Raw genomic sequence first — 22,800 nt, forward strand, 5'->3', positions numbered from 1 at the left:
AGTGAACCTGCCGAGGCCCTGATGAAGCGTGCCGACGATCACACTGCCGACAGCGGCGCCGCACCCAATCTGGAGGCGCGGCGTTCCAGCATTTTGGGCCAGCGCGTCAAGGCCTTCCGCACCGCGCGCCGGCTGACCCTGCGCGAGCTCGGCGATCTCACCGGCACCACGGCCAGCTTCCTCTCCCAGCTCGAACGCGGGCTTTCCGGCGCCAACACCTCCACGCTGATGGGGATCGCCAACGCCCTCGGCATCAATGTCGCCGACCTCTTCGACGAGGGCGAGGCCCTGCCGCACAAGGTCGTCTCCCGCTCCGAGCGCCCGGCCTTGCCGGCCAGCGGCGGCTGCCACAAGACCTTGCTGTCGCGGCGCCCGCTTCGCGACCTCGAAGTCTATTCCGGCGAGTTCGACGTCGGCGGCTCCACGGGCGACCAGCCCTATACCCATGGCAATTCCCACGAAATGTTCCTGGTGCTGCGCGGACGCCTGCAGCTGACGCTCGGCCAGGAGAGCTTCATCCTCGAGGCGGGTGACAGCATCGAATATTCGTCCTCGACGCCGCACAAGACGGTGAACATCGGCGACACCCCGGCCGAGGTGGTGTGGATCATCTCCCCCCCGACCAGCGGCGCCGCCGATCTCGACCAATATGTGATCCGGAAATCGCTCGCATCCGGATCGCCAGAACAAACAAGCGAGTCTTCAGAGGGATAACGGGATGACAACTGCAACGGCATTTGCCAAAAGATCTTGCGCAAAAGCATTTTGTGCCGGCCTGGCCGGCGCTGCCTTCGCCCTGCTGGCGGCCTCGTCGGCCCTGGCCCAGAACGCACCGGCCGCCGGCACCATCGCCGAGGGCTCGCTGAAGGACAAGACGCTGACCTTCGTCTCCTATGGCGGTATCTATCAGGACGGCCAGAACGCCGCGCTGAAGGAATTCGCCGACAAGTCCGGCGTCAAGCTCCTGAACGACGGCCCGACCGAGCTCGCCAAGCTCCAGGCCCAGATCGAATCGGGCAATGTCACCTGGGACGTCGTCGATACCGGCGACCTCGCGCCCTTCGCCTATTGCGGCAAATATTTCCAGAAGCTCGACTTCACCAAGATCGACATCTCGCACATTCCGCCCGGCCAGGTCGGCCCCTGCAGCGTGCCGGCCATGAATTACGGCATCGTGCTGATGTACAAGACCGACAAGTTCAAGGACCATCCGCCCAAGAACTGGAAGGACTTCTTCGACACCAAGAACTTCCCGGGTACGCGCGGCATCGACGGCAGCGGTGACCCGCCGGTCGGCCTGCTCGAACAGGCGCTGCTGGCCGACGGCCATCCGGTGGACAAGATGACGCCAGCGGACATCGACACGGCCATCGCCAGGATCAAGGCCCTCGGCCCCGACACCGTGTTCTGGAAGACCGGCGCCGAATCCCAGCAGCTCGCCGAATCCGGCGAGATCGACATGCTGCTGATGTGGACCGGCCGCGCCATGACCGCCGTCAAGAACGGTGCCAAATACACGCCCGTCTGGCAGGACTGGCTGGTGGTCAAGGACCAGCTCACCATTCCGGTCGGCGTCAAGGATCCCGCCGCCGCCCATGCGCTGATCAACGCCTATCTCGGCAAGAGCGCGCAGGAGGCCCTGACCCAGAAGACCTCCTACTCTCCGGTCAACAACGAGTCCAAGCCGCAGGTCGACGCCCAGGTGCAGGCCTTCCTCACCAACACCCCCGAGCGTGTCAAGCAGGGCTATGGCTTCAACACGGCCTTCTGGACCGAGAACTTCGAGGCCCTGAACGAGAAATGGGGCTCCCTGCTGGCGGGCAATTGAGGCGGAAAGTTCGGCTCGCGCCACCGGCACCGGTAGGCAGTTCGAAGGTTCCACGGGGGCGGCGACGCCCCTCACCCTTACCCTCTCCCCGTAAGAACGGGGCGAGGGGGACTTCGAACAAGCATCCTATGCCGATAGCGCGCCACCTCGCCCGACCGCCGGGGTGAGATGGGAGGTCCGAGGATCAACCGCCACGCCTGTGCTCCCTCGCCCCGTTCTTACGGGGAGAGGGTAAGGGTGAGGGGCAGCGCGGCCTCGAAGTACAGCGTGAGTCGCTGTGCTTCGGAGGCAAGACTTACTTCCGGTTCCCGTCTGTCCCAACCGCCACCTCGCCAAAACGGAGCTTTTGCGCGTGACTGACACCATGCAATCCTCCATGGCCATTGCACGGCAACGCAGGCTGAGGCCGCTTTCGGCCTATCCGTCGCTGCTGACGGTCCCGGCCATGCTGCTGCTGATCCTCGCCATGGGCTACCCCCTGCTGACGGTGGTGGTGCGCAGCTTCGCCGAGCCGAGCTTCGGCCTGCAGAACTATGTCTGGTTCTTCTCCACCCCGGCGAACCTCACCGTGCTGGCGCGCACCTTCTCCATCGCCGCCTGGGTCACGCTGGTCTGCGTGATCGCGGCCTATCCCTATGCCTATCTGATGACGGCGGTCGGCCCGAAATGGCGCCTGGTGCTGATCCTGTGCGTGCTGGTGCCCTTCTGGGTCAGCGGCGTGGTGCGCACGCTCGCCTGGGTGGTGCTGCTGCAGGATTCCGGCGTGATCAACACGGCCCTCCAGGCGCTCGGCCTCGATGGCATCAAGCTGATCCGTACCCCGCTCGGCGTCGTCATCGGCATGGCGCAGGTGCTGCTGCCCTTCATGATCCTGCCGCTCTATTCGGTGATGCGCAGCATCGATTTGCGCCTGATCCAGGCGGCACGCAGCCTCGGCGCCAACCCTGTCAGGGCCTTCTGGCAGATCTATTTGCCCCTGTCGCTGCCCGGCGTCTTCGCCGGCGCCATCATCGTGTTCATCCTGTCGCTCGGCTTCTACATCACCCCGGCCCTGCTCGGCGGACCGCGCAGCACCATGCTCTCCACCCTGGTGCAGAACCAGGTGCTGAGCCTGCTGGCCTGGGGCCGCGGCGGTGCCATGGGCGTGATCCTGCTGGTGGCGACCTTCCTGCTGCTCGCCATTGCCGCGCCCCTGATGCGCCAGCGCCACAAGCAGGCCTCGAGGAACTGACGATGAAACCGCTGCGTCTCTTCCTCGCTTTGTTCTGCCTCCTGGTCGCGATCTGGCTGGTGCTGCCGACCCTGGTGATCATCCCGATGTCGTTCAACCAGAACAAGTCGCTGGCCTTCCCGCCATCGGGCTTTTCCTGGCAGTGGTACGAGAACTTCCTCACCAATCCGGACTGGTCGTCGAGCTTCATCAATTCGCTGCGCATCGCCACCATCGTCGCCCTGATCGCCACGCTGATCGGCACGCTCGCCGCCCTCGGCCTCAGCCGCATGAAGCATGCCGGCGGCGGCATCCTGCGCGCCCTGCTGATCACGCCGATGGTGGTGCCGGGCGTGGTGCTGGCGGTCGGGATCTATTCGGTCTACCTCACCTACAAGCTGGTCGGCACGGATCTCGGCTTCGTCATCGCCCACACCATGCTGGCGATCCCCTTCGTGCTGATCGCCGTCTCCGCCAGTCTCGAAATGTTCGACGTCAGGCTGGAAAAGGCGGCGGCCAGCCTCGGTGCCAACCGTTTCACCACCTTCCGCACCATCACGCTGCCGCTGATCGCCCCCGGCATCCTGTCGGGCCTGCTCTTTGCCTTCGTGACCTCGTTCGACGAGATCATCGTCGCGCTGTTCATCACCAATCCCTACCTGAAGACGCTGCCGGTGCAGATCTTCACCTCCATCACCCGCGACGCCGATCCCACGGTCGCCGCGGTGGGAACCATCGTCTTCCTTGCCACGACATTGCTGATCGCCGCCGGCCTCCTCCTCGGCGCGCGCTCGAAGAGGAGCTGAGATGTCCAACGCAGCCGCCATCTCCACCCCTGCCGCATCCGCCTCGGGCGCGGCCGGCGCCGCCATCGACATCCGCAATGCCAGCAAGCATTACGGCTCTTTCACTGCGCTCGACGATGTCAGCCTCCATATCGAGCCGGGTGAGTTCATGACGCTGCTCGGCCCCAGCGGCTCGGGCAAGACGACCACGCTCAACGTGGTGGCCGGGTTTACAGAGCTCTCCAGCGGTGCACTTGCCGTCGGGGGGGAGGACATTGGCGGCCTGCCGGCGCACAAGCGCAATATCGGCGTGGTCTTCCAGCACTATGCCCTGTTCCCGCACATGACGGTCGGCAAGAACGTCGCCTACCCCCTCGCCTTGCGCGGCGTTCCCAAGGGCGAACGCGAGGCGCGCGTCCGCCGCGCCCTCGACATGGTCAAGATGGCCGATTTCGCCCATCGCTATCCGAGCGAACTTTCCGGCGGCCAGCAGCAGCGCGTGGCGCTGGCCCGCGCCATCGTGTTCGACCCGCCGCTCCTCCTGATGGACGAGCCGCTCGGCGCGCTCGACAAGAAGCTGCGCGAATGGCTGCAGCTCGAGATCAAGCGCATCCATCGCGAGCTCGGCACCACCTTCGTCTATGTCACCCACGACCAGGAAGAGGCCCTGGTGCTGTCGGACCGCATCGCCGTGTTCAACCACGGCCGCATCGAGCAGGTCGGCACCGGCCGCGAGCTCTATGACGAGCCGGCCACCTTGTTCGTCGGCAAGTTCATCGGCGAATCCACCACCTTGCGCGGGGCCGTGGAGACCTCCGGCAGCGAGACCTGCCTCACCATCGCCGGGCAGAAGGTGGTTTCGCGGGACAGGCTCGCCGACGGCCGGCAGCCGGTCATGCTGCTGCGGCCTGAGAAACTCTCGCTGGCGCCGGCGGCCACCGGTGTGCGCGACGGCCACAACAGCCTGTCCGGCCAGGTCAGCGAGGCGATCTATCTCGGCTCCAGCTCGAAATACCAGGTGGTGCTGGCCGACGGCTCGGTCGCCATCGTGCGCGCCCCGCTGGAAAGCCGGCCCTTCGCCATCGGCGAGGCGGTCGATCTCACCTGGGCGAGCGGCGATGCCAAGCTGCTGGCCGACGACGAGCGTGCCGACCTGACCCTGACCTGAATCGGGGGGCGGGTCTTCAGACCCGCCGCTTTTCTATCTAGAGCAAAATAGCTTTTCTTTGAATCGCTATTTTTCTCTAACTCTTTGTTTTGACGCATTTTCTTAATCGAAAAGTCTATCAACTTTTCTGAAAAATGCTCTAGCGCCGCGCATCCAGGCTGGTCTGAAGACCAGCCCCCCATACCATTCCTCATGCGAGACCCATCATGGACGTCAAAGTCAACGGCAACATCTCGTTCTGGTACGCCGATATTGGCGGCGTGCCCGGCTATCGCCCGGCGCTGCCGGGCGACCGCAGCGCCGATGTCTGCATCGTCGGCGGCGGCTTCACCGGGCTGTGGACGTCCTATTATCTGAAGCTGGCCAATCCCGGCCTCAACATCGTCGTGGTCGAGAAGGAATTCGCCGGCTTCGGCGCTTCCGGGCGCAATGGCGGCTGGCTCTCGGGGGGCTTTGGCTGGTCGCGCGAGAAATATCTGAAGACCTCCTCGCGCGGTGCGGTCGTCGACATGGAAGCGGCGATGCACGGTTCGGTGAACGAGGTGATCGCCGTCACCGAGCGCGAGGGCATCGACGCCGATGTCCGCCGCAACGACACGCTGACGGTAGCGGTCAACAAGGCCCAGCTCGGCCGCATCCGCAAATCCTACGACTACGAAAAAGGCTGGAGCGTGCCGGATGCGCGCATCAGCCTGATCGGCCGCGAGGAGATGCGCAAGCGCATCGAGATCCACAATGCCGAGGGCGCCCTGGTGCACCACGACACCGCCCGCGTGCAGCCGGCCAAGCTGGTGCGGGGCCTCGCCGCCGTGGTCGAGCGCCTGGGCGTTTCCATCTACGAGCAGACCGAAGTTGTCAGGATCGAGAAGGGCGCGGTGACCACCAAACGCGGCACCGTGCGCGCGCCGATCATCATCAGGGCGACGGAGGGCTTCACCGCTGGCATTCCCGGCTTCGAGCGCCTGTGGATCCCGATGAACAGCGCCATCCTGATGACCGAGCCGCTCAGCGAGGAGCAGTGGAGCCGGATCGGCTGGAACGGCTATGAGCTGTTGGGCGACGCCACCCACGGCTATTGCTATGCCCAGCGCACCCGCGAGGGCCGCATCGCCATGGGCGGGCGCGGCGTGCCCTATCGCTACGGCTCGGCCACCGACGTGCGCGGGCAGACGCAGGACCAGACCATCGCGCAGCTCTATGCCATCCTGATGCGCCATCTGCCCCAGACCAAGGGCCTGAAGATGGAGCATGCCTGGTGCGGCGTGCTCGGCGTACCGCGCGACTGGTGCACCACCGTCGGCCTGGATCGCAAGAACGGCATCGGCTGGGCCGGCGGCTATGTCGGCCTGGGCGTCTCCACGTCCAATCTATCCGGCCGTACCCTCGCCGACCTGATCCTGGAGCGCGACACCCCGCTGACCCGCCTGCCCTGGGTCAACCGCTCCGTGCGGGAATGGGAGCCGGAGCCCTTCCGCTGGCTCGGCATCCATTCGATGTACCAGCTCTATCACATGGCCGACCGGCGTGAGGCGGCAGGCCTCCAGCAGACCTCGCGCCTCGCCACCTTCGCCAACAAGATCACCGGGCGCTGAGAAGCCCCGGTTCCAGCTCTTTCAACGTGTCTGCATTGGAATGACCATGATCGACAGCAAGACGTTCGCCGATCTCACCACCCTCGATCTCGGCCCCTTCGGCCCCAAGCCGACCACCCTCAGCGAAGGCCAGGTCGAGGCGGCCAAAACCCTGTGGAAGTCGGAGGACGGGCTGATGGAAGTCGGCGTATGGGAATGCACGCCGGGCCGCTTCACCGCCTCGCGCGAGCGCAATTCGGAAACCTGCCACATCGTGTCGGGACGGGTGTCGCTGCATGACGCCGGCGGCCAGACCCGCGAGGTACGGGCCGGCGAGGCCCTGGTCCTGCCCAAGGGCTGGAAGGGCGAGTGGACCATCCACGAGACCACCCGTAAGCTCTACATCATGCACTACGATGCGGCCTGAATGCGTTTGTGGCGCCGCTCGGCCAGGATGGCGTTGATCTCTGCCCCGAGCAGGAAGGCCAGCGCCACCAGCCACAGGAAGAACAGCGCCGCGAAGACGCTGCCCAGGCCTGCATAGAGCTTGGAGTAGGCGGCAAAGTCGCTGATATAGATGCTGAAGGCGTAGCCGCCGGCGAGCCAAAGCCCCATGGTGATCAGCACACCGGGCCAGATCACGCCGAGCGAGGGGCGGCTCGCCACCAGGAACAGGTGTACCAGGATGATGGCGCCGCCGAGCACCGCGGTGGTGATGCCGTAGCGCGCAATCTCGATCAGCGGCTGCAACGGTGCCAGCACCGGCGTGAAGCTGATGGCTGCCTGCCATATCACCGGCCACAGCACCACCAAAAGAGCGAGTGTAACCAGAGCGAGCGAGGCCAGCAGCACGAAGAACAGGCTCTGCAGCCGGCACCACCAGAAGGACCGCGTCTCGACCAGGCCATAGGCCCGGTTGATGCCGACGCGGATGGCCTCGACGCCATTGCTGGCCAGCACCACCGCCACGATGGCGCTGACGGTGAGCAGGCCGGGCCGCGCCGTGCCCAGCACGCGGGTGACCTCGCGGGCGATCGGCTCGGAAACTTCGTGCGGCCAGGTTTCGAACAGCAGGCGCACGATCTCGTTCTGGAGGTCGGCGGTGCCGAGCACGCCGGCCAGGGACGCCACGAAGATCAGAAAGGGAAACATCGCCGTGAGCAGGGACAACGCCATATGGCTCGCCAACGCGTAATCGTCATGCTCGGTGACCCGTTGGGTAAGATCGGAAATGAATTTGTACGCCCGCATGCGGCAACCATGCCATTGCATCGCGGGATTTGCCAGAAAGGGCGGACCGGCATCCCGCGGAAACGGTGGATGCAACGCCGGGCGAGGCCACGGCAATCTCTCGATATCACACCCTTTCACGAATCGCGGAGGTGCCGCTTTCTCACCACTGTGTTACTCGCCCGTTCATCTTCGATGGGCTATGGCTTGCGGGTGTTTCCCACTGGAGCAAGGCAGCTTTCAACCAGAATATGCCTTGCTCGCCTGCCCTGTTTCAACTTGCCCTTGCGATTGCCGGTGGTTCGGCCGGGTCGCAAGGCGCTTTAGGCCCGGACGAGATCGATGCGGCAAAACCTGGTTGCAGCTCTGTTGTTGCTGGCCGCGAGCGGCCCGGCGATGGCGCAGCCGCGTGCCGTGGTGGAGCTGTTCACCAGCCAGGGCTGCTCGTCCTGCCCGCCGGCGGACAAGATGATGGGCGAGCTCGCCCGCGATCCCAGCGTCATCGCCTTGTCCCTGCCGGTCGACTACTGGGACTATGTCGGCTGGAAGGACACGCTGGCCGACAACACCTTCACGCGCCGCCAGCGCGCCTATTCGGAGGTGCGCGGCGACAGGGCCGTCTATACCCCGCAGATCGTGGTGGACGGCGTGCAGCATGCCGTCGGCTCCAATGGGGAAGAAGTCCGACGGGCCATCGAGATGGCCGCCACCCATCCCAGCGTCCTCAGCGTTCCCGTTGCCATTTCCGGCAAGAACGGCGCCTACAGCATTTCGCTGGGCAAGAGCGCCCACAAGGGCGAGGTCTGGGTGGTTCCCATCGAGACGAGCGCGGAAGTCAAGATCGAGCGCGGCGAGAATACCGGCAAGACGGTGACCTATTCCAACGTGGTGCGCTGCTTCCGCAAGATCGCCGACTATGACGGTAATGCCGCCACGCTGGCGCTGAAACCGGACGTCACCAATGCCCCGGGCGCCGACAGCTTCGCCGTCCTGGTACAGGCCAATGCCGCCGGCCGGCCGGGTGCCATTCTCGGCGCCGCCCTGCGCAAGCCGTGAGGACCGTGGGAGCGTCGACCTCCTGATCGACATCCCTCTCCTGCACACGCGACGTTTCAAGAATGTCGGCCCGGAGGTCGACGCTCCAGCGCAACCCGATCTTGGAACCGGCACGACTTGCGGTTAGGAAGGAGAGATTGGCAGCCTGCCAGCCAGGCCTTCTTTTCCGCCGGAATCCATCATGATTGACCAGAACGATATTCGTGCCGCCTATCAGCGCGTCGCCTCCCATATTCGTCGCACCCCGCTTCTCGACACCCAGGCCGGCACCTTCGGCCTCGACCATGGCGTGCAGCTCAAGCTCGAATTCCTGCAGCATGCCGGCTCCTTCAAGCCGCGCGGCGCCTTCAACAACCTGCTGTCGCGCGACGTGCCGGCGGCCGGGGTCGCCGCTGCCTCGGGCGGCAATCACGGCATCGCGGTTGCCCATGCCGCCCGCGCGCTCGGTCACAAGGCCCGCATCTTCGTGCCCGTGATCTCCAGTCCGGCCAAGATCGCGGCGATCCGCGCCCGCGGGGCCGACCTCGACATCGGCGGCGAACGCTATGCCGATGCCCTGGCCGCCTGCGAGCGCTATATTGCGCAGACCGGTGCGCTCTCCGTGCATGCCTTCGACGCCTGGGAGACCATCGCCGGCCAGGGCACGCTCGGGCTGGAATGGGAGGAGCAGGCCGGCGGCGCGCTCGACACCGTGCTGGTCGCCACCGGCGGCGGCGGCCTGATCGCCGGCATCGCGGCCTGGTTCGCCGGCAGGGTCAAGGTCGTCTCGGTGGAGCCGGAAGGCTCGCAATGCCTCAAGGCGGCGCTGGACGCCGGCGGCCCCGTCGATGTCGGCGTGGAGAGCGTGGCGGCGGATTCGCTCGGCGCCCGCAATTGCGGCGCCAAGGTCTATGCCGTCGCCAGCCGCCATGTCGGCGAGGCCGTCACCGTGCCCGACAGCGCCATCGTGGAGGCGCAGAAGCGCGCCTGGGCCGATGCCCGCCTCGCCCTCGAGCCTGGCGGTGCCACCGCCCTGGCGGCCCTGGTCGGCGGCGTCTACCGTCCCAAGCCGGGCGAGCGCGTCGGCGTGCTGGCCTGCGGCGCCAATGTGGATCTGACGACGATCGCGGGTTAAGCGGTTCAATCCCTGTCGGGCGCGCCGAGCGGAAAGAGCTTGCGATAGGGGCGGGCCTCGTCGACGGCGCGCTTGACCGAGGCACGTGCAAGCAGACGCGAGCGATAGGCCTTCACGGTCGGGAAGGCCTGGCCGATGGGATGCGTCCAGTCGGCATAGAACAGGAACGGTGCCGCTGCGCAATCGGCCATCGAAAAGGCCTCGCCGGCCGCCCAGTGCCGGCCTCGCAGCCGGGTCTCGAGCCAGCCATAGGCGGTTTCGAGCAGGCGCTTGGCCTCCTCCACGCCATAGGGATCGCGATGTTCCGGCGGACGCAGCGCGTTGTAGACCATCCGGCTCTGGGGGGTCGAAACATAATTGTCGAAGAAGCGGTCCATCAGCCTGACTTCGAGTGCCGCGTCGGGATCATCCGGCAACAGCCGCACCGGCCCCGGATGATGGAGCTGCAGATATTCGATGATGATGCTGGTCTCCAGCACCACATGTCCATCATCCTCCAGCAAGGGAAATTTCTTCAGGGGCCAGAGCTTCTCGAGGGCTGCCATGCTGGCGGGATCGGCCAGCATGCGGAACTCGAAGGACAGGTCGTTCTCATAGAGCGCGATCAGCACCTTCTGGCAGTTGGAGGAAAAGGGATGCGCGTGCAGGACCAGGGACATTGCCGTCTCCTTCGATGGCATGGGGCGTCAGCGCGTGCGGCGGTAATGCAGGATCACGGCGCCGGTGTCGAGCGGGCGGTTCTCGATCAGTTCCAGCCCGAGCTGGGGCAGGCCCGGCTCGAACAGGCGCTTGCCGTCCCCGAATATCGTCGGCGTCACCATCAGGCGATATTCGTCGACGAGATCGAGGCTAACGAGGCTGTTGGCCACGCCGGCACCGCCGAAGCAGTAGATGTCCTTGCCCTCGAGGCTCGACTTCAACGCCCCGATCGTGGCGGCGAGATCCGGCCCAGCCAGGGCGGCGTTCCAGCCGGGGTCACCCGACAAAGTGGAGGAGACGACCGTCTTGGGCAGGCGATTCATCACCGCGGCATGGGGAATGCCGGCGGCAGGACTGGCGGGATCGGTTTCGGCCGGGCTCCAGAAGTCCTTGTTGAACAGGAAATTGGTGCGGCCATAGACGAGATGGCCGGCGCGCTCCAGGGCATAGCCGGACCAGTGGGTTTCCAGGTCGCCCGACCACGCCGGCGGGACGAAGCCGTTCGGACCCTCGATATAACCATCCAGACTCGTGAACATCGCCAGGACCAGCTTGGCCATCGTCATTCCTCCCATGCATACCAGTTGCAATAAGCAAGCAGTTGCCTTCTAGCTCAACTGATCCTATTTTGCAAGCGGTATAGCGTTTGTGATTTTGAGGCGGCGCAAGGATACTCCGGCCCATGCGTGGCATTGGCTTGGAAACCACGAGCCGGAGCGGACGAGCCTTGCTCCAGGCTGCCCATCTCGACGAGGGTCATTCGCGGGCCTCATCGAGATGGGCTGCCCCTGTTTGATATCTTGCAGGCCTTTCTCGATCGCGCCCCGCAGGCCGATCAAGAGGGATCTGCCTGGGAGTGCGACGATGAACATGGCCTATCGGTCGGGCTGTCCGATCAACCTGACCCTGGAAATGCTGGGCGACCGCTGGAGCCTGATCGTCATCCGTGACGTGATGTTCGGCAACCGCCGGCACTATCGCGAACTCCTGACCCATTCGGAGGAGAAGATCGCTTCCAACATCCTGGCCGACCGGCTGAAGCGGCTGGTCGAGGTCGGCCTGCTCAGCCGGCGCGACGATCCCAGCCATAAGCAGAAGGCGATCTACAGCCTGACGGAGCCATCCATCCAGCTGGTGCCGCTGCTGGCGCATATGGGTGCCTGGGGCCGCCGATACACGCCGGTCTCGCGCCCCTTGTCTATCCGCGCGCAATTGCTGGAGGAGGGCGGCCCGCCGCTGTGGGAGGCTTTCATGGAAGAATTGCGGGCCTTGCATCTGGGCACGCCTGCGCCCGCCCGCTCGGTCCTGGCCGAATTGCAGGCAGCCTATCTGGCCGTGATGGCGCAGGAGGAAGGCGCAGCCGGCACCCTCAAGGCTTGATCGGATCGACGTCCCGCTCGGGATCGGCAAAGCCGATCAGATCCTGCGGCTTCAGCCTGTACTGGCGGGAATACCGGGCGGGCGCGTCGAGGATTTCGGGCGCATGCCCCTCCTCGACCTCGGCGATCCAGGCAAGCAGGCGGGCTTTCAAATCGTCCGATATGGCGCGGAAAGCCGTCATGCCGACGAGGTTCACCATCTCGTAGGGGTCGTTCTCGAGGTCGTAGAGATAGCTTTCGCGGTAGACATCCGAGCGGGGGGCTTCCTGGTCGTATTCGGAGGTCACGCCATATTTCCAGCGATGCGTGCGCAGCGCCCGCCCGGTCTCCGTCTCGCTGATCTGGATGAGGACGTCCTGCCGCCAGGGCTGCCGGGCGTCGCGGATGACCGGCATGATCGAGCGCCCCTCCATCGTGGTGGGTATGTCGAGGCCGGCGGCATCGAGCAGGGTGGGGGCGACGTCGATGGTGCTGAACAGGGCCCGTACCTGGCCGCCCGACATGAAACCCGGCCCGGTGATCATACTCGGCACGCGGATCGCGCTCTCATGGCAGGAGCGCTTATATTCGCTGTTGCGCGTCTTGAAATGGCAGGCATGGTCGGAGGTGAACATCACGATGGTATCGTCGAGCAGGTCCAGGCTCTTCAGGGCATCGACGAGCCGGCCGAAGGCCTCGTCGAGACGTTTCACCATGCCGTAATAGCCGCTCAGGTGCCAGGCACTGCTCCCTTGCAGGCCGACGAGATCCGGCGGCGTCCACTGGCTGGCGGCCATGGCCTCCCGGTAGCCGTCGGGCGGGGGATAGTCGTCGACGTGGTTCTGGTGATGCGGCTCCAGGAAGGAAACGAACAGGAAGAAGGGCTTGTCCTGGTGCTCGTCGCAATAGCGGATGGCGGCATCGGTCAGCGCGTCGATCCGGTATCCCGGCAGTTTGCGGCGCTTGTCTTCGGTATCGAACAGCACCGCATCATAGGCGTCGGACACGAATTCCAGCAGGTTGGCCGCAAGCCAGTTCTGATAGCCGCCGCGCTCATGCTTGGGCACGGGATCGGTGTCGCCCAGATGCCATTTGCCGATATAGCCGGTGTCATAGCCGTTGCGGGCGAATTCCCTGGCGATGGTGACGGCGTCATCGGGCAAGGGAATTCCGTTCCGGAATACGCCGGTCTGCGTGGCAAAGCGCCCTGTCTGCATCGAGGAGCGCGCCGGCCCGCAAAGAGGCTGGCTGGTGAAGGAATTGTAGAGATGCGTCCCTGCCCGGGCGAGCCGGTCGAAATGGGGGGTCAGACCCATCGGATTGCCATGCACACCCGTGGTGTCGTGGCGCTGCTGGTCCGTGAAGAAGACCACGACATTCGGCTTTCTCATCAGGTCTCGCTCCCATCCGCCCACTTTTTGGCTCGCCGTCCTGGCAGGAGGCGAAGGCCGTAGGGATGGTTTAGCGGCTCGGTTCAGGCCCGAAAAATGATATTAACTTACCCCCACCATAACTTGATGGAATATCGCAACGGCCCGAAAGCCGGGAGCGTCTGCGGTTTGGCGGAATCGCCAAGGATCGCAAAGACGCGCCGAACTCATGAGCCAGAGCAAAGCAGCGTTTCCGTTTAAGCGCGCTTTGGTCTGACTCATACCGGCGTTCCCTGCTCGTCCACCAACTGCGAAAGCAGGTCGAGCGAGCGGGCGAGGATCGGAAACTCGCTGGTCGAGCGGCGAAAGCAGGCACCTGAGGGAAAACGCCAGAACGGGTCTTCGAACAGGAGCTTCTTCAGGCCGGCGGCCTTGGCCATAGCCTCGACCTGCACCGGCGCCAGGGTGAAATAGGAGGTCCCGCTGATGATCCGGAAGCTTGCCGCCAGCGTCTCCACTTCCATGACGATCTCGGGCGAGCGCAGCCGCCTGTCGCGGAAATAGGTCTTCAGGCGTTCGACCACGGTGCCGTCGCGCTTGTAGACGATCCAGCGGCGATCGCTGAGGTCGCGGGCGGCGATGCTGTCCGATTGCGCCAGCGGATCGTCGCTGCAGCAATAGACGCACATCTCGACATTGAACAATTGTCGGGTCTCGATACCCTCCGGCGGTTCGCCGCGCAGGATGCCGAGCAGCAGGTCCACCCGTCCCTCCAGCAGTTGCGGAAAGGTCGTATCGGCCAAGTTGTAGTCGAGGGTGAAGCGCGTCTGCGGGAATTCGAGACTCAGCCTTTTTACGAGGTCCGGGGCGATCGCCATCTGGTAGGACATGCCCGCCGCGATGGTGAACATCTCGACGCTGCCCTTGCCGAGCGCCCGGATCTCCTCGCGGGCGTGCCGATGATGGGTTTCGATCGCCCGCGCGCGTTCGAGCAATTTCCGGCCGGCAACCGTGAGCTCCATGCCGCGCGTGGTGCGATGGAAGATCTGGCTGCCGAATTCGAGTTCCAGTCGGCGAATGGTCTTGGTGAGCGCGGGCTGCGACAGGCCGATCTTTTCGGCTGCCGCCGTGAGATTGCCCTCCCTCGCCACCGCCAGGAAAGCCTTGAGATTGCGGTCCATGCCATTCCCGAAAGTTATGGATAGGTGCACTCAATATCATTTTCCAAGCTCAACGGCAGTACCTATCGTGCAGTCCGAAGCGGGGCCGGTTCCGATCACGGGCAGAGCCTTGCGGCAGGCTCCCGGCGGAGCGCTGACAAGGGAGAACTCCAATGAGCCATCGGCATGCCAAACACGCCATCCTCGCCGTGCTGTGCCTGTCGATGTCAGCCACAAGCGCGGCAAAGGCCGAGGCCCCCTTCGTGGACGTCGGCAAGCAGGCGCCGATCACGGTCCTGATCAATGCCTCGCCCTGGTACAAGGGCTTTGAAAAGGTCGTCGAGCTCTATGAGGACCAGACCGGCAACGTGGTCAATCTCGAGGTGACGCCCTTTGACGGCATGCTCGAAAAGGCCCGATCGGCCGTGCGCAATGGCGGCACCAGCCCGCTCGACCTGGTGAACATGAACGGCCTGTCGGCGGTAGAATTCTATGAAGGCGGCTTCCTGACGCCATTCACGGATATAGACCCCGATTTCAAATGGCCGAAGGAAGCCTATACCTATGGCGACAGCAATTGCTGGGACGCAGGGAAGCGATATCCCGATTGCAGCACGGGCAAGGTGATGGGCTTTTCGCCCAACGGCAACGTCCAGCTCTATTATTATCGTAGCGACATCTTCAAGGAGAAGGGCCTCAAGCCGCCGGCGACCTTCGACGAGGTGCTCGCCGACTGCAAGCTGTTGCACAATCCACCGGCCACCTATGGCTATCTGCAGCGCGGCGAGAAGGGCAACGGCATCTTCTATGACTGGATGGCCTATATGCTCAGCTATGGCGCCAGGGCCGAGGCCGATCCTGCCCATGGCGACTACACCGTGACGATCAACAGCCCGCAGGCCAAGGCGGCGCTCGACAAGTTCATCGAGGTGAGCCGGAATTGCGGCCCCGCCAATTATGCGAGCCTGGGCCAGGGCGACGTCATCCAGCTCATGCAGACCGGCAAGGGCATGCAGGGGCATGCCGTGGTCGCGGCCTTCCCGAATTTCGACGATCCCCGAAAGTCCGCCGTGGTCGGTCAGATCGATGCGGCCATCCTGCCCAAGGCGAGCGCCGAGGCGGAACCCGGCATCGCCATCGGCAACCTGATCCTGGCGGTGCCCGCCAATGCCTCGGAAGCCGGCAAGAAAGGGGCGGTGGCCTTCGCCAAATGGTTCCTGACCTATGGCGCGCAATATGCCTATGCCGAGGCCGGCGGCATTCCGGTGCGCGGCGACGTGCTCTCCTCCGACCTCAGAAACCGGCCCGAGTTTCGCTGGATGGCAGCCTATCAGGACTCGCTGAAACATGGCCGCCAAGTCTTCTTCTATGCGGAAGGCACCACCATCAGCAACAATGTCGGCCTGCGCATCAACCAGGCCCTGGTCGGGGAGATGAGTTCGGCCGCCGCCCTCAACCAGATCGCCCGGGAAATGAAGGCCCTCTTCGAGAAGAACGGCCGCAAGACCGGCATGCTGCCACCCTTGCCGGAATGAGCCTGGCAATCGCACAGGGGACGGGAGGAGGCGGCTTGCCGTGAAAAAGGCGCCGCCATTCTGGAAAGGGGAAAGTGTGTCCGATTTCGTCGACCGCCACCTCGCCTGGTTCATGCTGGGGCCGGCCATGCTGGTCCTGCTCGCCTTGACGATCTATCCCGTGCTCAACCTGATAGCGATGGCGTTCGCCGACATCCGCTTCGAACAGGCGCGGGAAATCTGGACCTTCCGGCCCCTGGATAATCTGCGCCAGCTCGCTGGAGACGAGGTCTTCCGGCGAGCCTTGCTCAACACCATCGTCTTCGCCGTGGCGGCCGTCTGCCTGGAAATGCTGATCGGGCTGGCATTGGCCATTCTGGTCTCTTCATTGAGCGGCCTGAAGGGACTGGTGCGGACCACCCTCATCCTGCCCGTCCTGATGCCCCCCGTGGCCATCGGCTCGATGTGGAAGCTGATGTACAATCTCGATTTCGGCGTGCTGAATCAGGCCGTGACCGCCCTTGGCCTGCAGCCGATCAACTGGCTCGGTTCGAGCTCCCTCGCCTTGATATCGGTGATCATCGTCGACGTCTGGCATTGGACGCCCTTCGTCTTCCTCATCCTGTTCGCCTCGGTCGAGGGCATCTCGAAGGAGATCATCGATGCCGCCAGGCTGGATGGCGCAGGCAATTGGGGCATCGTCACCCGTATCATCGTGCCCTTGATCTGGCCGCCGCTGCTGGTGGCCGCGCTGTTTCGCATCATCATGGCCTTCAAGGTGTTCGACCAGGTGTTCCTGCTCACCTCCGGCGGCCCCGGCAATGCCACCGAGGTCATCAGCCTTCATCTCTACAAGGTCTATTTCCAGGAGAACCAGCTCGGCTACGGCTCGATGCTGTCGCTGGCGATCATCCTGGCGCTGCTCTGCTTCATATGGATCAGCCGGCGTGCCGGCAAAGCCATGGAGCCACGCTGATGCTGGTGCTTCACGGCCACTCCCGAGCCATCGGCTACGGCCTGATCGCCCTCGGCGTTTTCATCACCATCGCCCCCTTCCTGTGGATCGCCCTGCAATCGCTGAAGAACGAGATCGATATCCTGCGCGGAAGCTGGCTGTTCGCGCCGAACGGCTTCAACTATGCCGACGTGCTCTATTCCAGGCGCTCGGACTTTCCCGTCAATATCCTCAACAGCCTCATCGTCGCCTCGAGCTCCACGATCTCAGTGCTGGTGATCGGCACGCTCGCCGCCTATGCGCTGACCCGGTTGCAGGTGAAGCCCTGGGTCTCCCGGCTGTTCCTGGGCTGGACGCTGATCTTCAACATGCTGCCGACCCTGACCCTGGTCGGCCCCTGGTACCTGATCTTCCGCCAGATCGGCCTGGCAAGCTCGCTGACGGCCCTGGTGCTGACCCATATCGCCCTCAACCTGCCGATGACGATCTGGATGATGATGGCCTATTTCCGCGAGCTGCCGCAGGAGCTCGAGGATGCGGCCCGCGTGGATGGCTGCCGCCAGATCGATGCCTTCTGGAGGATCCTGCTGCCCTTGACCACGCCCGGCCTGATTGCAGCGGGCGTGCTGGCCTTCGTGTTCTCGTGGAACGAATTCTCGGTCGCGCTGACATTGACGGACCGCGCGACCGCAACGGTGCCGGTGGCCGTCGCCCGCTTTGCCCAGCAGTTCGAGGTGCAATATGGCCAGATGGCTGCCGCCTCGGTGCTCTCCACCATCCCCGCTTTGGTGCTGATGTTCTTCGGCCAGCGCTTCGTGGTACAGGGGCTGACCATGGGCGCGGTGAAGTGACGGCACCTGCCGAAGACTGACAGGTGCTGGAGAGAAGACGGCCCGATCGCCGTCCGCTTCATGCAAAGGCTGGGCTCAGCCCTTGTTGTTGGCCTTGTAGCGATCGATCGCCTCGAGGATCATCGCCTCGGCTTCCTTGGCGTCGCCCCACCCCTCGACCTTGACCCACTTGTTCTTCTCGAGGTCCTTGTAGTGCTCGAAGAAGTGCTCGATCTGCTTGAGGGTGATCTCGGGCAGATCGGTGTAGTTGTGCACCTTCTCGTAGCGGCGGGTCAGGCGCGGCACGGGCACGGCGATGATCTTCTCGTCGCCGCCGGACTCGTCACGCATCTTCAGGACACCGACCGGGCGCACGGCGATCACGGCACCGGGAATGATGCCGCGCTGATTGGCGATCAAGACGTCGATGGGATCGCCGTCATCCGACAGCGTGTGGGGTACGAAGCCGTAATTGCCGGGGTAGCGCATCGGCGTGTAGAGGAAGCGATCGACCACGAGCGCGCCGGAATCCTTGTCCATCTCATATTTGATGGGCTCGCCACCGACGGGAACTTCGACAATGACATTCACCTCGTGCGGCGGATTGCGTCCGGTCGAGATCGCTTCGATACGCATCGTAGATCACATCCTGGTTGGGCCGGCTCTGGCGCAGGATGCCTCCAGACCCCGATCAGACTGCAGCCTTAGGCGGAACACGCATGGGTTTCAACCCGAAGATCACAAGAATATGATGCTGGTTTCACGAGAAACACAGTAAACGGCTCATCCCGTCACGGCAGCGTCACAACGGAAGCCGGCGCGGCAACACCGATCTATGCTTCGAAGACATGGGCCGGTCCGGCCACGCTCAAACGTACGCGCGTGCCGGTCGGCGGCAGATCGAGGCCGGTTCCGCTGATGCGGAGTCGATTGCCATCGGCCAGCTGCACCGTCACGGCCCGCAGGGCACCACCGAATTCGACGTCCACCACGCTGGCAAAGCAGCCCTGCGCGGCCTCGTCCGCACTTGGGGTGAACTTGACCTGCTCGGGGCGCAGCATCAGCTCGATGTCTCCCCGCTGGCCATGCGTCCCGGCCGCGAGGCGTCCGAGCACGCAATCGACCCAGCCGACCCCGGCCTGCCCCTTGAGCAGGATGGCCTCGCCCAGGAAGAGCGCCGTCTCGCGGTCCCGCGGCCGGCGGTAGAGGTCGTGCGGTGCGCCGGCCTGTACCAGCCGGCCCTCGCGCAGCACGGCGACCTGGTCGGCAAAGGACAGCGCTTCGGTCTGATCGTGGGTGACCAGGATGGTGGTGACGCCGGCTTCCTGCAGCAGCGCCGCCACCGCCTTGCGGGTTGCCTCGCGCAGGCCGGTATCGAGGGCCGAGAAAGGCTCGTCCAGCAGCATGAGCTTGGGCTGGCGTGCCAGCGCCCGCGCCAGCGCCACGCGTTGCTGCTGCCCGCCGGAAAGTTGGTGCGGCCGGCGCTCCAGCAAGCGCGGATCGAGATCGACGGTACGCATCAGTGCGCGAATGCGGTCGTCCCGGCCCGTCGCACCCCGCTCCAGGCCGAAGCCGATATTGTCGGCGATGGTGAGGTGGGGAAAGAGCGCCCCGTCCTGTGTGACGAAGCCGATGCCGCGCCGATGGGCGGGCACGATGGCGGGACCATCCGCCAGGACGGTGCCGTTCAGGGCGATGCGGCCAGCATCCGGTCCCTCGAAACCGGCGATCAGCCGGAGCAGCGTGGTCTTGCCGGATCCGGAGGGGCCGACGATGGCGGTGCGGCTGCCCGAGGCGACCTCCAGGCTGACATCATCGAGCGCCACCATGGCGCCATAGCGCTTGCCGGCCTTGTCTATGCTCAGGAAACTCATTGGCCGATCGATCGCCTGGACTGGTAGTGGAGCAGGAGGGTGAGAGGCAGCGACAGCAGCACCATCAAGAGTGCAAAGGGCGCCGCCGCCACATAGTCGATGTCGTTGGTCAGTGACCAGAACCGCGTCGACAGGGTGACCGTGCCGTTGGGCGCCAGCATCAGGGTCGCGGTCAGCTCCGTGGTAATGCCGAGGGCGACCAGCGCCATGCTCGCCGCGACGCCGGGGGCCGACAGGCGCATGGTCACCTGCCAGATCGCCTTCAGCGGCGGGCGCCCCAGCGCCATCGCGGCCCGTTCGAGCTCGACGGGAGCCTGCGCCAGGCTGGCCCGCAGCCCGACCACTGCCCGCGGCAGGAACATCAGGCCATAGGCGAGCAGCAAGGTCGTCATGGTCTGGTAGAGCGGCAGGGCGACGCGCACCGTGATCGTCACCAGCGCCAGCGCCACCACCACGCCCGGCAGCGAGCCGACATAATAATGGCAGGCTTCCAGCACCTTCTGCAGGCGGCCCGGCGCGCGCACCGACAGCCAGGCCATCGGCAGGGCGGCCAATGTGGTGGCGGCTCCGCCGAGCAAGGCCAGGCCGAGCGTCTGGCCGAGCGCGGAGCCGATGTCATCGGAGGACCAGGCGGCCGCGCCACCGAGATAGAGCCAGCGCGCCAGCGTCAGCAGCGGCACGCCGAGCGACAGGAGCGCGAGACCGAGCGGCAGTGCCAGCCAGACCAGGGTGCCACGGCCGAGCCGGGCGCGGGCCGCCGGACGCGCGGCGCCGGAACCGACGCGGGCATAGCGCTCCTGGCCGCGCACCCGGTTCTCGAGCCCCAGCAGCACGAGGCAGGCGAGCACCAGCACGCCGGCCAGCATGTTGGCGGCCGGGCCGTTATAGGCCGACTGGAACTGGTCGACGATCGCCGTCGAGAAAGTGTCGAACTCGATCATGGCATAGAGGCCGTATTCGGCGAGCAGGTGCAGGCCGACCAGCAGCGAGCCGCCGCAGATCGCCAGCCGCAATTGCGGCAGGATCACCCGGAAGAACACGCGCGAGGGCGACTGGCCCAGGCTTGCCGCCACGTCCTCGAGCGCCGGGTCGAGCCGCCGCATCTGGGCTGCCACCGGCAGATAGAGGAAGGGCAGATAGGCCATGATCGAGACAAGCACACCGCTCCACAGGCCGCGCATGCCCGGAACGAGGCTGATCCAGGCATAGGAATGCACGAAGGCCGGTACGCCGAGCGGCGCCACCGCCAGCCACGACCAGAGGCGTGCGCCCGGCAGGTCGCTGCGCTCGGTGAGCCAGGCCAGCGCCACCGCCAGCACGATGGCGATGGGAATGGTGACGGCCTCGAGCAGGACGGTATTGACCAGCAATTCGCCGACCCGCGGGCGCACCACCAGTTCATAGACGGTCTGCCATCCCGTCTGGGCGGTGATGAAGACCACGAAGCCGAGCGGCAGCAGGGCGACCAGGGACACCAGCACCGCAGCCAAGGCAACGGCGTCACGCCCGGTGAAGCCGGGGGATGATACGCGCAGACTGCCGATTTCGGGCTGGGATGGCGACGATGACACGAGGTGTCCTGAAATGCGAAGGCCTCCGGCGCAGAGCCGGAGGCGCGATGATGTCAGGTTTGCGACGGTGGCGCCATAGCGGGTTCCCCGGGTGCACGGACGTCCCGTCCGTTCTTGAAACCACTGCGCCCCACGAGAAAGGAGGAGGCGGGCGAGACGCCCGCGCACCCGGAGTCTATCAAAGCAGGCCGGCCGCCGTCATCAGGTCGGAGACCTTCTTGGAGTTGAGCTGGGCCGGATCGAGCTTGGGCGCATTGAGGTCGGCCAGGGGCACCAGCTTGGGGTTGGAAGCGGCATCCTTGCCGACAGCATATTCGAAGGACGTACCGGTCTTGAGGATCTCCTGGCCGCCCTTGCCGGCGATCCACTTCACGAAGGCCTCGGCTTCCTTCTTATGCTTGCTGGAAGCGAGCACGCCACCGCCCGAGATGCTGACGAAAGCGCCCGGATCCTGGTTGCGGAAATAATGCAGCGCGACGTTCTTGGAATTCTCGCCGGTCTTGGCCTGGTCGCCGAACCAGTAATACTGGTAGATGATCGCACCTTCGACCTCGCCGTCATTCACGCCCTTCATGGCGATGCCATTCTTCTTGAACGGCTTGACGTTGGCCTTCATGCCCTTGAGCCAGGTCGCCGTGGCTTCCTCGCCCTTCAGGGCCAGCAAGGCGCTGACGATGGCCTGGAAATCGGCACCGGCCGGTGCTGCGCCCCAGCGCCCCTTCCAGGCCGGATCAGCTAGGTCGAGCAGGGACTTCGGCAGCTTGTCCTCGGTCAGCTTGGTCTTGTTGTAGGCGAACACGGTGGTGCGGGCGGCGATGCCGATCCAGCGGCCATGCGAGGGCTTGAAGGCCTCGGGCACCTCGGCCAGCGTCTCGGCCGAGAGCGGCGCGAACAGCTTGGCATTGTCGACCAGCACCATCGCCGGCGAATTCTCGGTGAGGAAGACGTCGGCGGGCGACTTGTCACCCTCCTGCACCAGCTGGTTGCCGAGCTCGGTGTCGCCGCCATTGCGCAGCGTCACCTTGATGCCGGTCTCCTTGGTGAAAGCCTCGGCCCAGGCCTTGGTCAGGCTTTCATGCTGCGCATTATAGACCGTGATACCCGCATCCTCGGCCTGGGCGGCCAGGGGAGCAGCGATCAGGGCGGCGGCAAGGGCAACGGCCCCGGCCAGCGCTGCACGGCGATGCGGCAGGAAAACTTTCATCAGAACCTCTATCGGTTGGCTTCAGCCAAGGGATGATTGAACACCCGATCTCTAGGCTCACCGAGAAGTTCCCGTCAAACTCTTTAGATTAGAATTAGAATTATTAAAAACTATAAATCGAATCTGTTTATTTCGAGAATGACATCTGGCCTCTCCGGAATGACGAGAGGAGAACTTTCGTCTTCCCGGCAAGCATCGAATTAGACATCGGATTTTCTATTGGCCAGCGTAGCCAGATCCAGGATTACAAATGCGTAACGGGCGGCTGGGGGCCGGAAGCGCCGCTTGCGCCAGGCTTTGGCG

The 22,800-nt window shown here is 64.8% G+C and carries 22 protein-coding genes; 13 read left to right on the forward strand and 9 right to left on the reverse strand.

The features are described from left to right. Nucleotides 1-21 precede the first annotated feature (21 nt). From ACIGJE_RS03065 to ACIGJE_RS03095, 7 genes are all read left to right on the forward strand, one after another. Nucleotides 22-714, forward strand: coding sequence for a helix-turn-helix domain-containing protein (locus ACIGJE_RS03065; protein WP_311933947.1), 693 nt, complete (start codon nucleotides 22-24; stop codon nucleotides 712-714). A gap of 4 nt (nucleotides 715-718) precedes the next feature. Next, complete coding sequence (locus tag ACIGJE_RS03070) at nucleotides 719-1,828, forward strand: extracellular solute-binding protein (protein WP_415082041.1); 1,110 nt, start codon at nucleotides 719-721, stop codon at nucleotides 1,826-1,828. 376 nt (nucleotides 1,829-2,204) lie between these two features. Beyond that, complete coding sequence (locus ACIGJE_RS03075; RefSeq protein ID WP_376717628.1) at nucleotides 2,205-3,059, forward strand: ABC transporter permease; 855 nt, start codon at nucleotides 2,205-2,207, stop codon at nucleotides 3,057-3,059. Beyond that, nucleotides 3,056-3,844: an ABC transporter permease gene (locus ACIGJE_RS03080; protein WP_311934230.1), complete on the forward strand. Its 789-nt coding sequence runs from the start codon at nucleotides 3,056-3,058 to the stop codon at nucleotides 3,842-3,844. Before ACIGJE_RS03075 ends, ACIGJE_RS03080 begins: the two co-directional genes overlap by 4 nt. Before the next feature lies 1 nt (nucleotide 3,845). After that, nucleotides 3,846-4,991 carry an ABC transporter ATP-binding protein gene (locus ACIGJE_RS03085; protein ID WP_483679309.1) on the forward strand — a complete coding sequence of 382 codons (1,146 nt, stop codon included), beginning with the start codon at nucleotides 3,846-3,848 and terminating at the stop codon, nucleotides 4,989-4,991. Between the two features lie 206 nt (nucleotides 4,992-5,197). After that, nucleotides 5,198-6,583: an NAD(P)/FAD-dependent oxidoreductase gene (locus ACIGJE_RS03090; protein ID WP_415082037.1), complete on the forward strand. Its 1,386-nt coding sequence runs from the start codon at nucleotides 5,198-5,200 to the stop codon at nucleotides 6,581-6,583. 46 nt (nucleotides 6,584-6,629) lie between these two features. Next, on the forward strand, nucleotides 6,630-6,989 hold the full coding sequence (locus ACIGJE_RS03095; protein WP_394310878.1) for a cupin domain-containing protein: 360 nt from the start codon (nucleotides 6,630-6,632) through the stop codon (nucleotides 6,987-6,989). Here ACIGJE_RS03095 and ACIGJE_RS03100 read toward each other — a convergent pair. Next, nucleotides 6,974-7,813 (reverse strand): YihY/virulence factor BrkB family protein, encoded by an 840-nt coding sequence (locus tag ACIGJE_RS03100; RefSeq protein ID WP_311933957.1) that lies wholly within the window; start codon nucleotides 7,811-7,813, stop codon nucleotides 6,974-6,976. The two genes, ACIGJE_RS03095 and ACIGJE_RS03100, sit on opposite strands and share 16 nt — an antisense overlap. Nucleotides 7,814-8,134: 321 nt before the next feature. On the opposite strand from ACIGJE_RS03100, the gene ACIGJE_RS03105 reads away from it, so the two are divergent. Next, nucleotides 8,135-8,848: a DUF1223 domain-containing protein gene (locus ACIGJE_RS03105; protein ID WP_311933958.1), complete on the forward strand. Its 714-nt coding sequence runs from the start codon at nucleotides 8,135-8,137 to the stop codon at nucleotides 8,846-8,848. Between the two features lie 181 nt (nucleotides 8,849-9,029). Continuing rightward, entirely contained in the window at nucleotides 9,030-9,962 is a 933-nt protein-coding gene (locus ACIGJE_RS03110) for a threonine/serine dehydratase (protein WP_311933959.1), read from the forward strand. A gap of 5 nt (nucleotides 9,963-9,967) precedes the next feature. Here the strand turns inward: ACIGJE_RS03110 and ACIGJE_RS03115 are convergent, their stop codons facing one another. Together ACIGJE_RS03115 and ACIGJE_RS03120 are read right to left on the reverse strand one after the other, a co-directional pair. Next, a complete protein-coding gene (locus ACIGJE_RS03115) occupies nucleotides 9,968-10,621 on the reverse strand; it encodes a glutathione S-transferase family protein (RefSeq protein ID WP_483679310.1) in 654 nt (217 codons plus the stop codon). 27 nt (nucleotides 10,622-10,648) lie between these two features. Then, nucleotides 10,649-11,221 carry a dihydrofolate reductase family protein gene (locus tag ACIGJE_RS03120; protein ID WP_367623449.1) on the reverse strand — a complete coding sequence of 191 codons (573 nt, stop codon included), beginning with the start codon at nucleotides 11,219-11,221 and terminating at the stop codon, nucleotides 10,649-10,651. Nucleotides 11,222-11,525: 304 nt separating this feature from the next. Between ACIGJE_RS03120 and ACIGJE_RS03125 the strand changes: the two genes are divergently transcribed. Beyond that, on the forward strand, nucleotides 11,526-12,041 hold the full coding sequence (locus ACIGJE_RS03125) for a winged helix-turn-helix transcriptional regulator (RefSeq protein WP_311933962.1): 516 nt from the start codon (nucleotides 11,526-11,528) through the stop codon (nucleotides 12,039-12,041). Here the strand turns inward: ACIGJE_RS03125 and ACIGJE_RS03130 are convergent. Next, nucleotides 12,031-13,410 carry a sulfatase family protein gene (locus ACIGJE_RS03130; protein WP_415082031.1) on the reverse strand — a complete coding sequence of 460 codons (1,380 nt, stop codon included), beginning with the start codon at nucleotides 13,408-13,410 and terminating at the stop codon, nucleotides 12,031-12,033. The genes ACIGJE_RS03125 and ACIGJE_RS03130 overlap by 11 nt on opposite strands. Nucleotides 13,411-13,667: 257 nt before the next feature. Next, entirely contained in the window at nucleotides 13,668-14,570 is a 903-nt protein-coding gene (locus ACIGJE_RS03135; RefSeq protein WP_311933964.1) for a LysR family transcriptional regulator, read from the reverse strand. 152 nt (nucleotides 14,571-14,722) lie between these two features. On the opposite strand from ACIGJE_RS03135, the gene ACIGJE_RS03140 reads away from it, so the two are divergent. The 3 genes from ACIGJE_RS03140 to ACIGJE_RS03150 all read left to right on the forward strand — a co-directional run bounded on the left by ACIGJE_RS03140 (nucleotide 14,723) and on the right by ACIGJE_RS03150 (nucleotide 17,869). Continuing rightward, a complete protein-coding gene (locus ACIGJE_RS03140) occupies nucleotides 14,723-16,084 on the forward strand; it encodes an ABC transporter substrate-binding protein (RefSeq protein ID WP_415082028.1) in 1,362 nt (453 codons plus the stop codon). Nucleotides 16,085-16,160: 76 nt separating this feature from the next. Then, complete coding sequence (locus tag ACIGJE_RS03145; protein ID WP_415082026.1) at nucleotides 16,161-17,039, forward strand: carbohydrate ABC transporter permease; 879 nt, start codon at nucleotides 16,161-16,163, stop codon at nucleotides 17,037-17,039. Then, entirely contained in the window at nucleotides 17,039-17,869 is an 831-nt protein-coding gene (locus ACIGJE_RS03150) for a carbohydrate ABC transporter permease (RefSeq protein WP_415082024.1), read from the forward strand. Before ACIGJE_RS03145 ends, ACIGJE_RS03150 begins: the two co-directional genes overlap by 1 nt. A 75-nt stretch (nucleotides 17,870-17,944) precedes the next feature. On the opposite strand, the gene ppa is transcribed toward ACIGJE_RS03150, so the two are convergent. The 4 genes from ppa to ACIGJE_RS03170 form a co-directional block, all read right to left on the reverse strand. After that, on the reverse strand, nucleotides 17,945-18,484 hold the full coding sequence (ppa, locus tag ACIGJE_RS03155) for an inorganic diphosphatase (RefSeq protein ID WP_483679313.1): 540 nt from the start codon (nucleotides 18,482-18,484) through the stop codon (nucleotides 17,945-17,947). A gap of 197 nt (nucleotides 18,485-18,681) precedes the next feature. After that, nucleotides 18,682-19,722 carry an ABC transporter ATP-binding protein gene (locus ACIGJE_RS03160; RefSeq protein WP_311933969.1) on the reverse strand — a complete coding sequence of 347 codons (1,041 nt, stop codon included), beginning with the start codon at nucleotides 19,720-19,722 and terminating at the stop codon, nucleotides 18,682-18,684. Further along, the gene (locus ACIGJE_RS03165) at nucleotides 19,719-21,266 is read right to left on the reverse strand and encodes an ABC transporter permease (RefSeq protein ID WP_415082063.1); all 1,548 of its coding nucleotides are present in this window, start codon (nucleotides 21,264-21,266) and stop codon (nucleotides 19,719-19,721) included. Before ACIGJE_RS03165 ends, ACIGJE_RS03160 begins: the two co-directional genes overlap by 4 nt. Nucleotides 21,267-21,471: 205 nt before the next feature. Further along, nucleotides 21,472-22,497: an iron ABC transporter substrate-binding protein gene (locus ACIGJE_RS03170; protein ID WP_483679315.1), complete on the reverse strand. Its 1,026-nt coding sequence runs from the start codon at nucleotides 22,495-22,497 to the stop codon at nucleotides 21,472-21,474. Between the last annotated feature and the right edge of the window lie 303 nt (nucleotides 22,498-22,800).

The organism is Labrys sp. E2SS-1L, assembly GCF_057073705.1.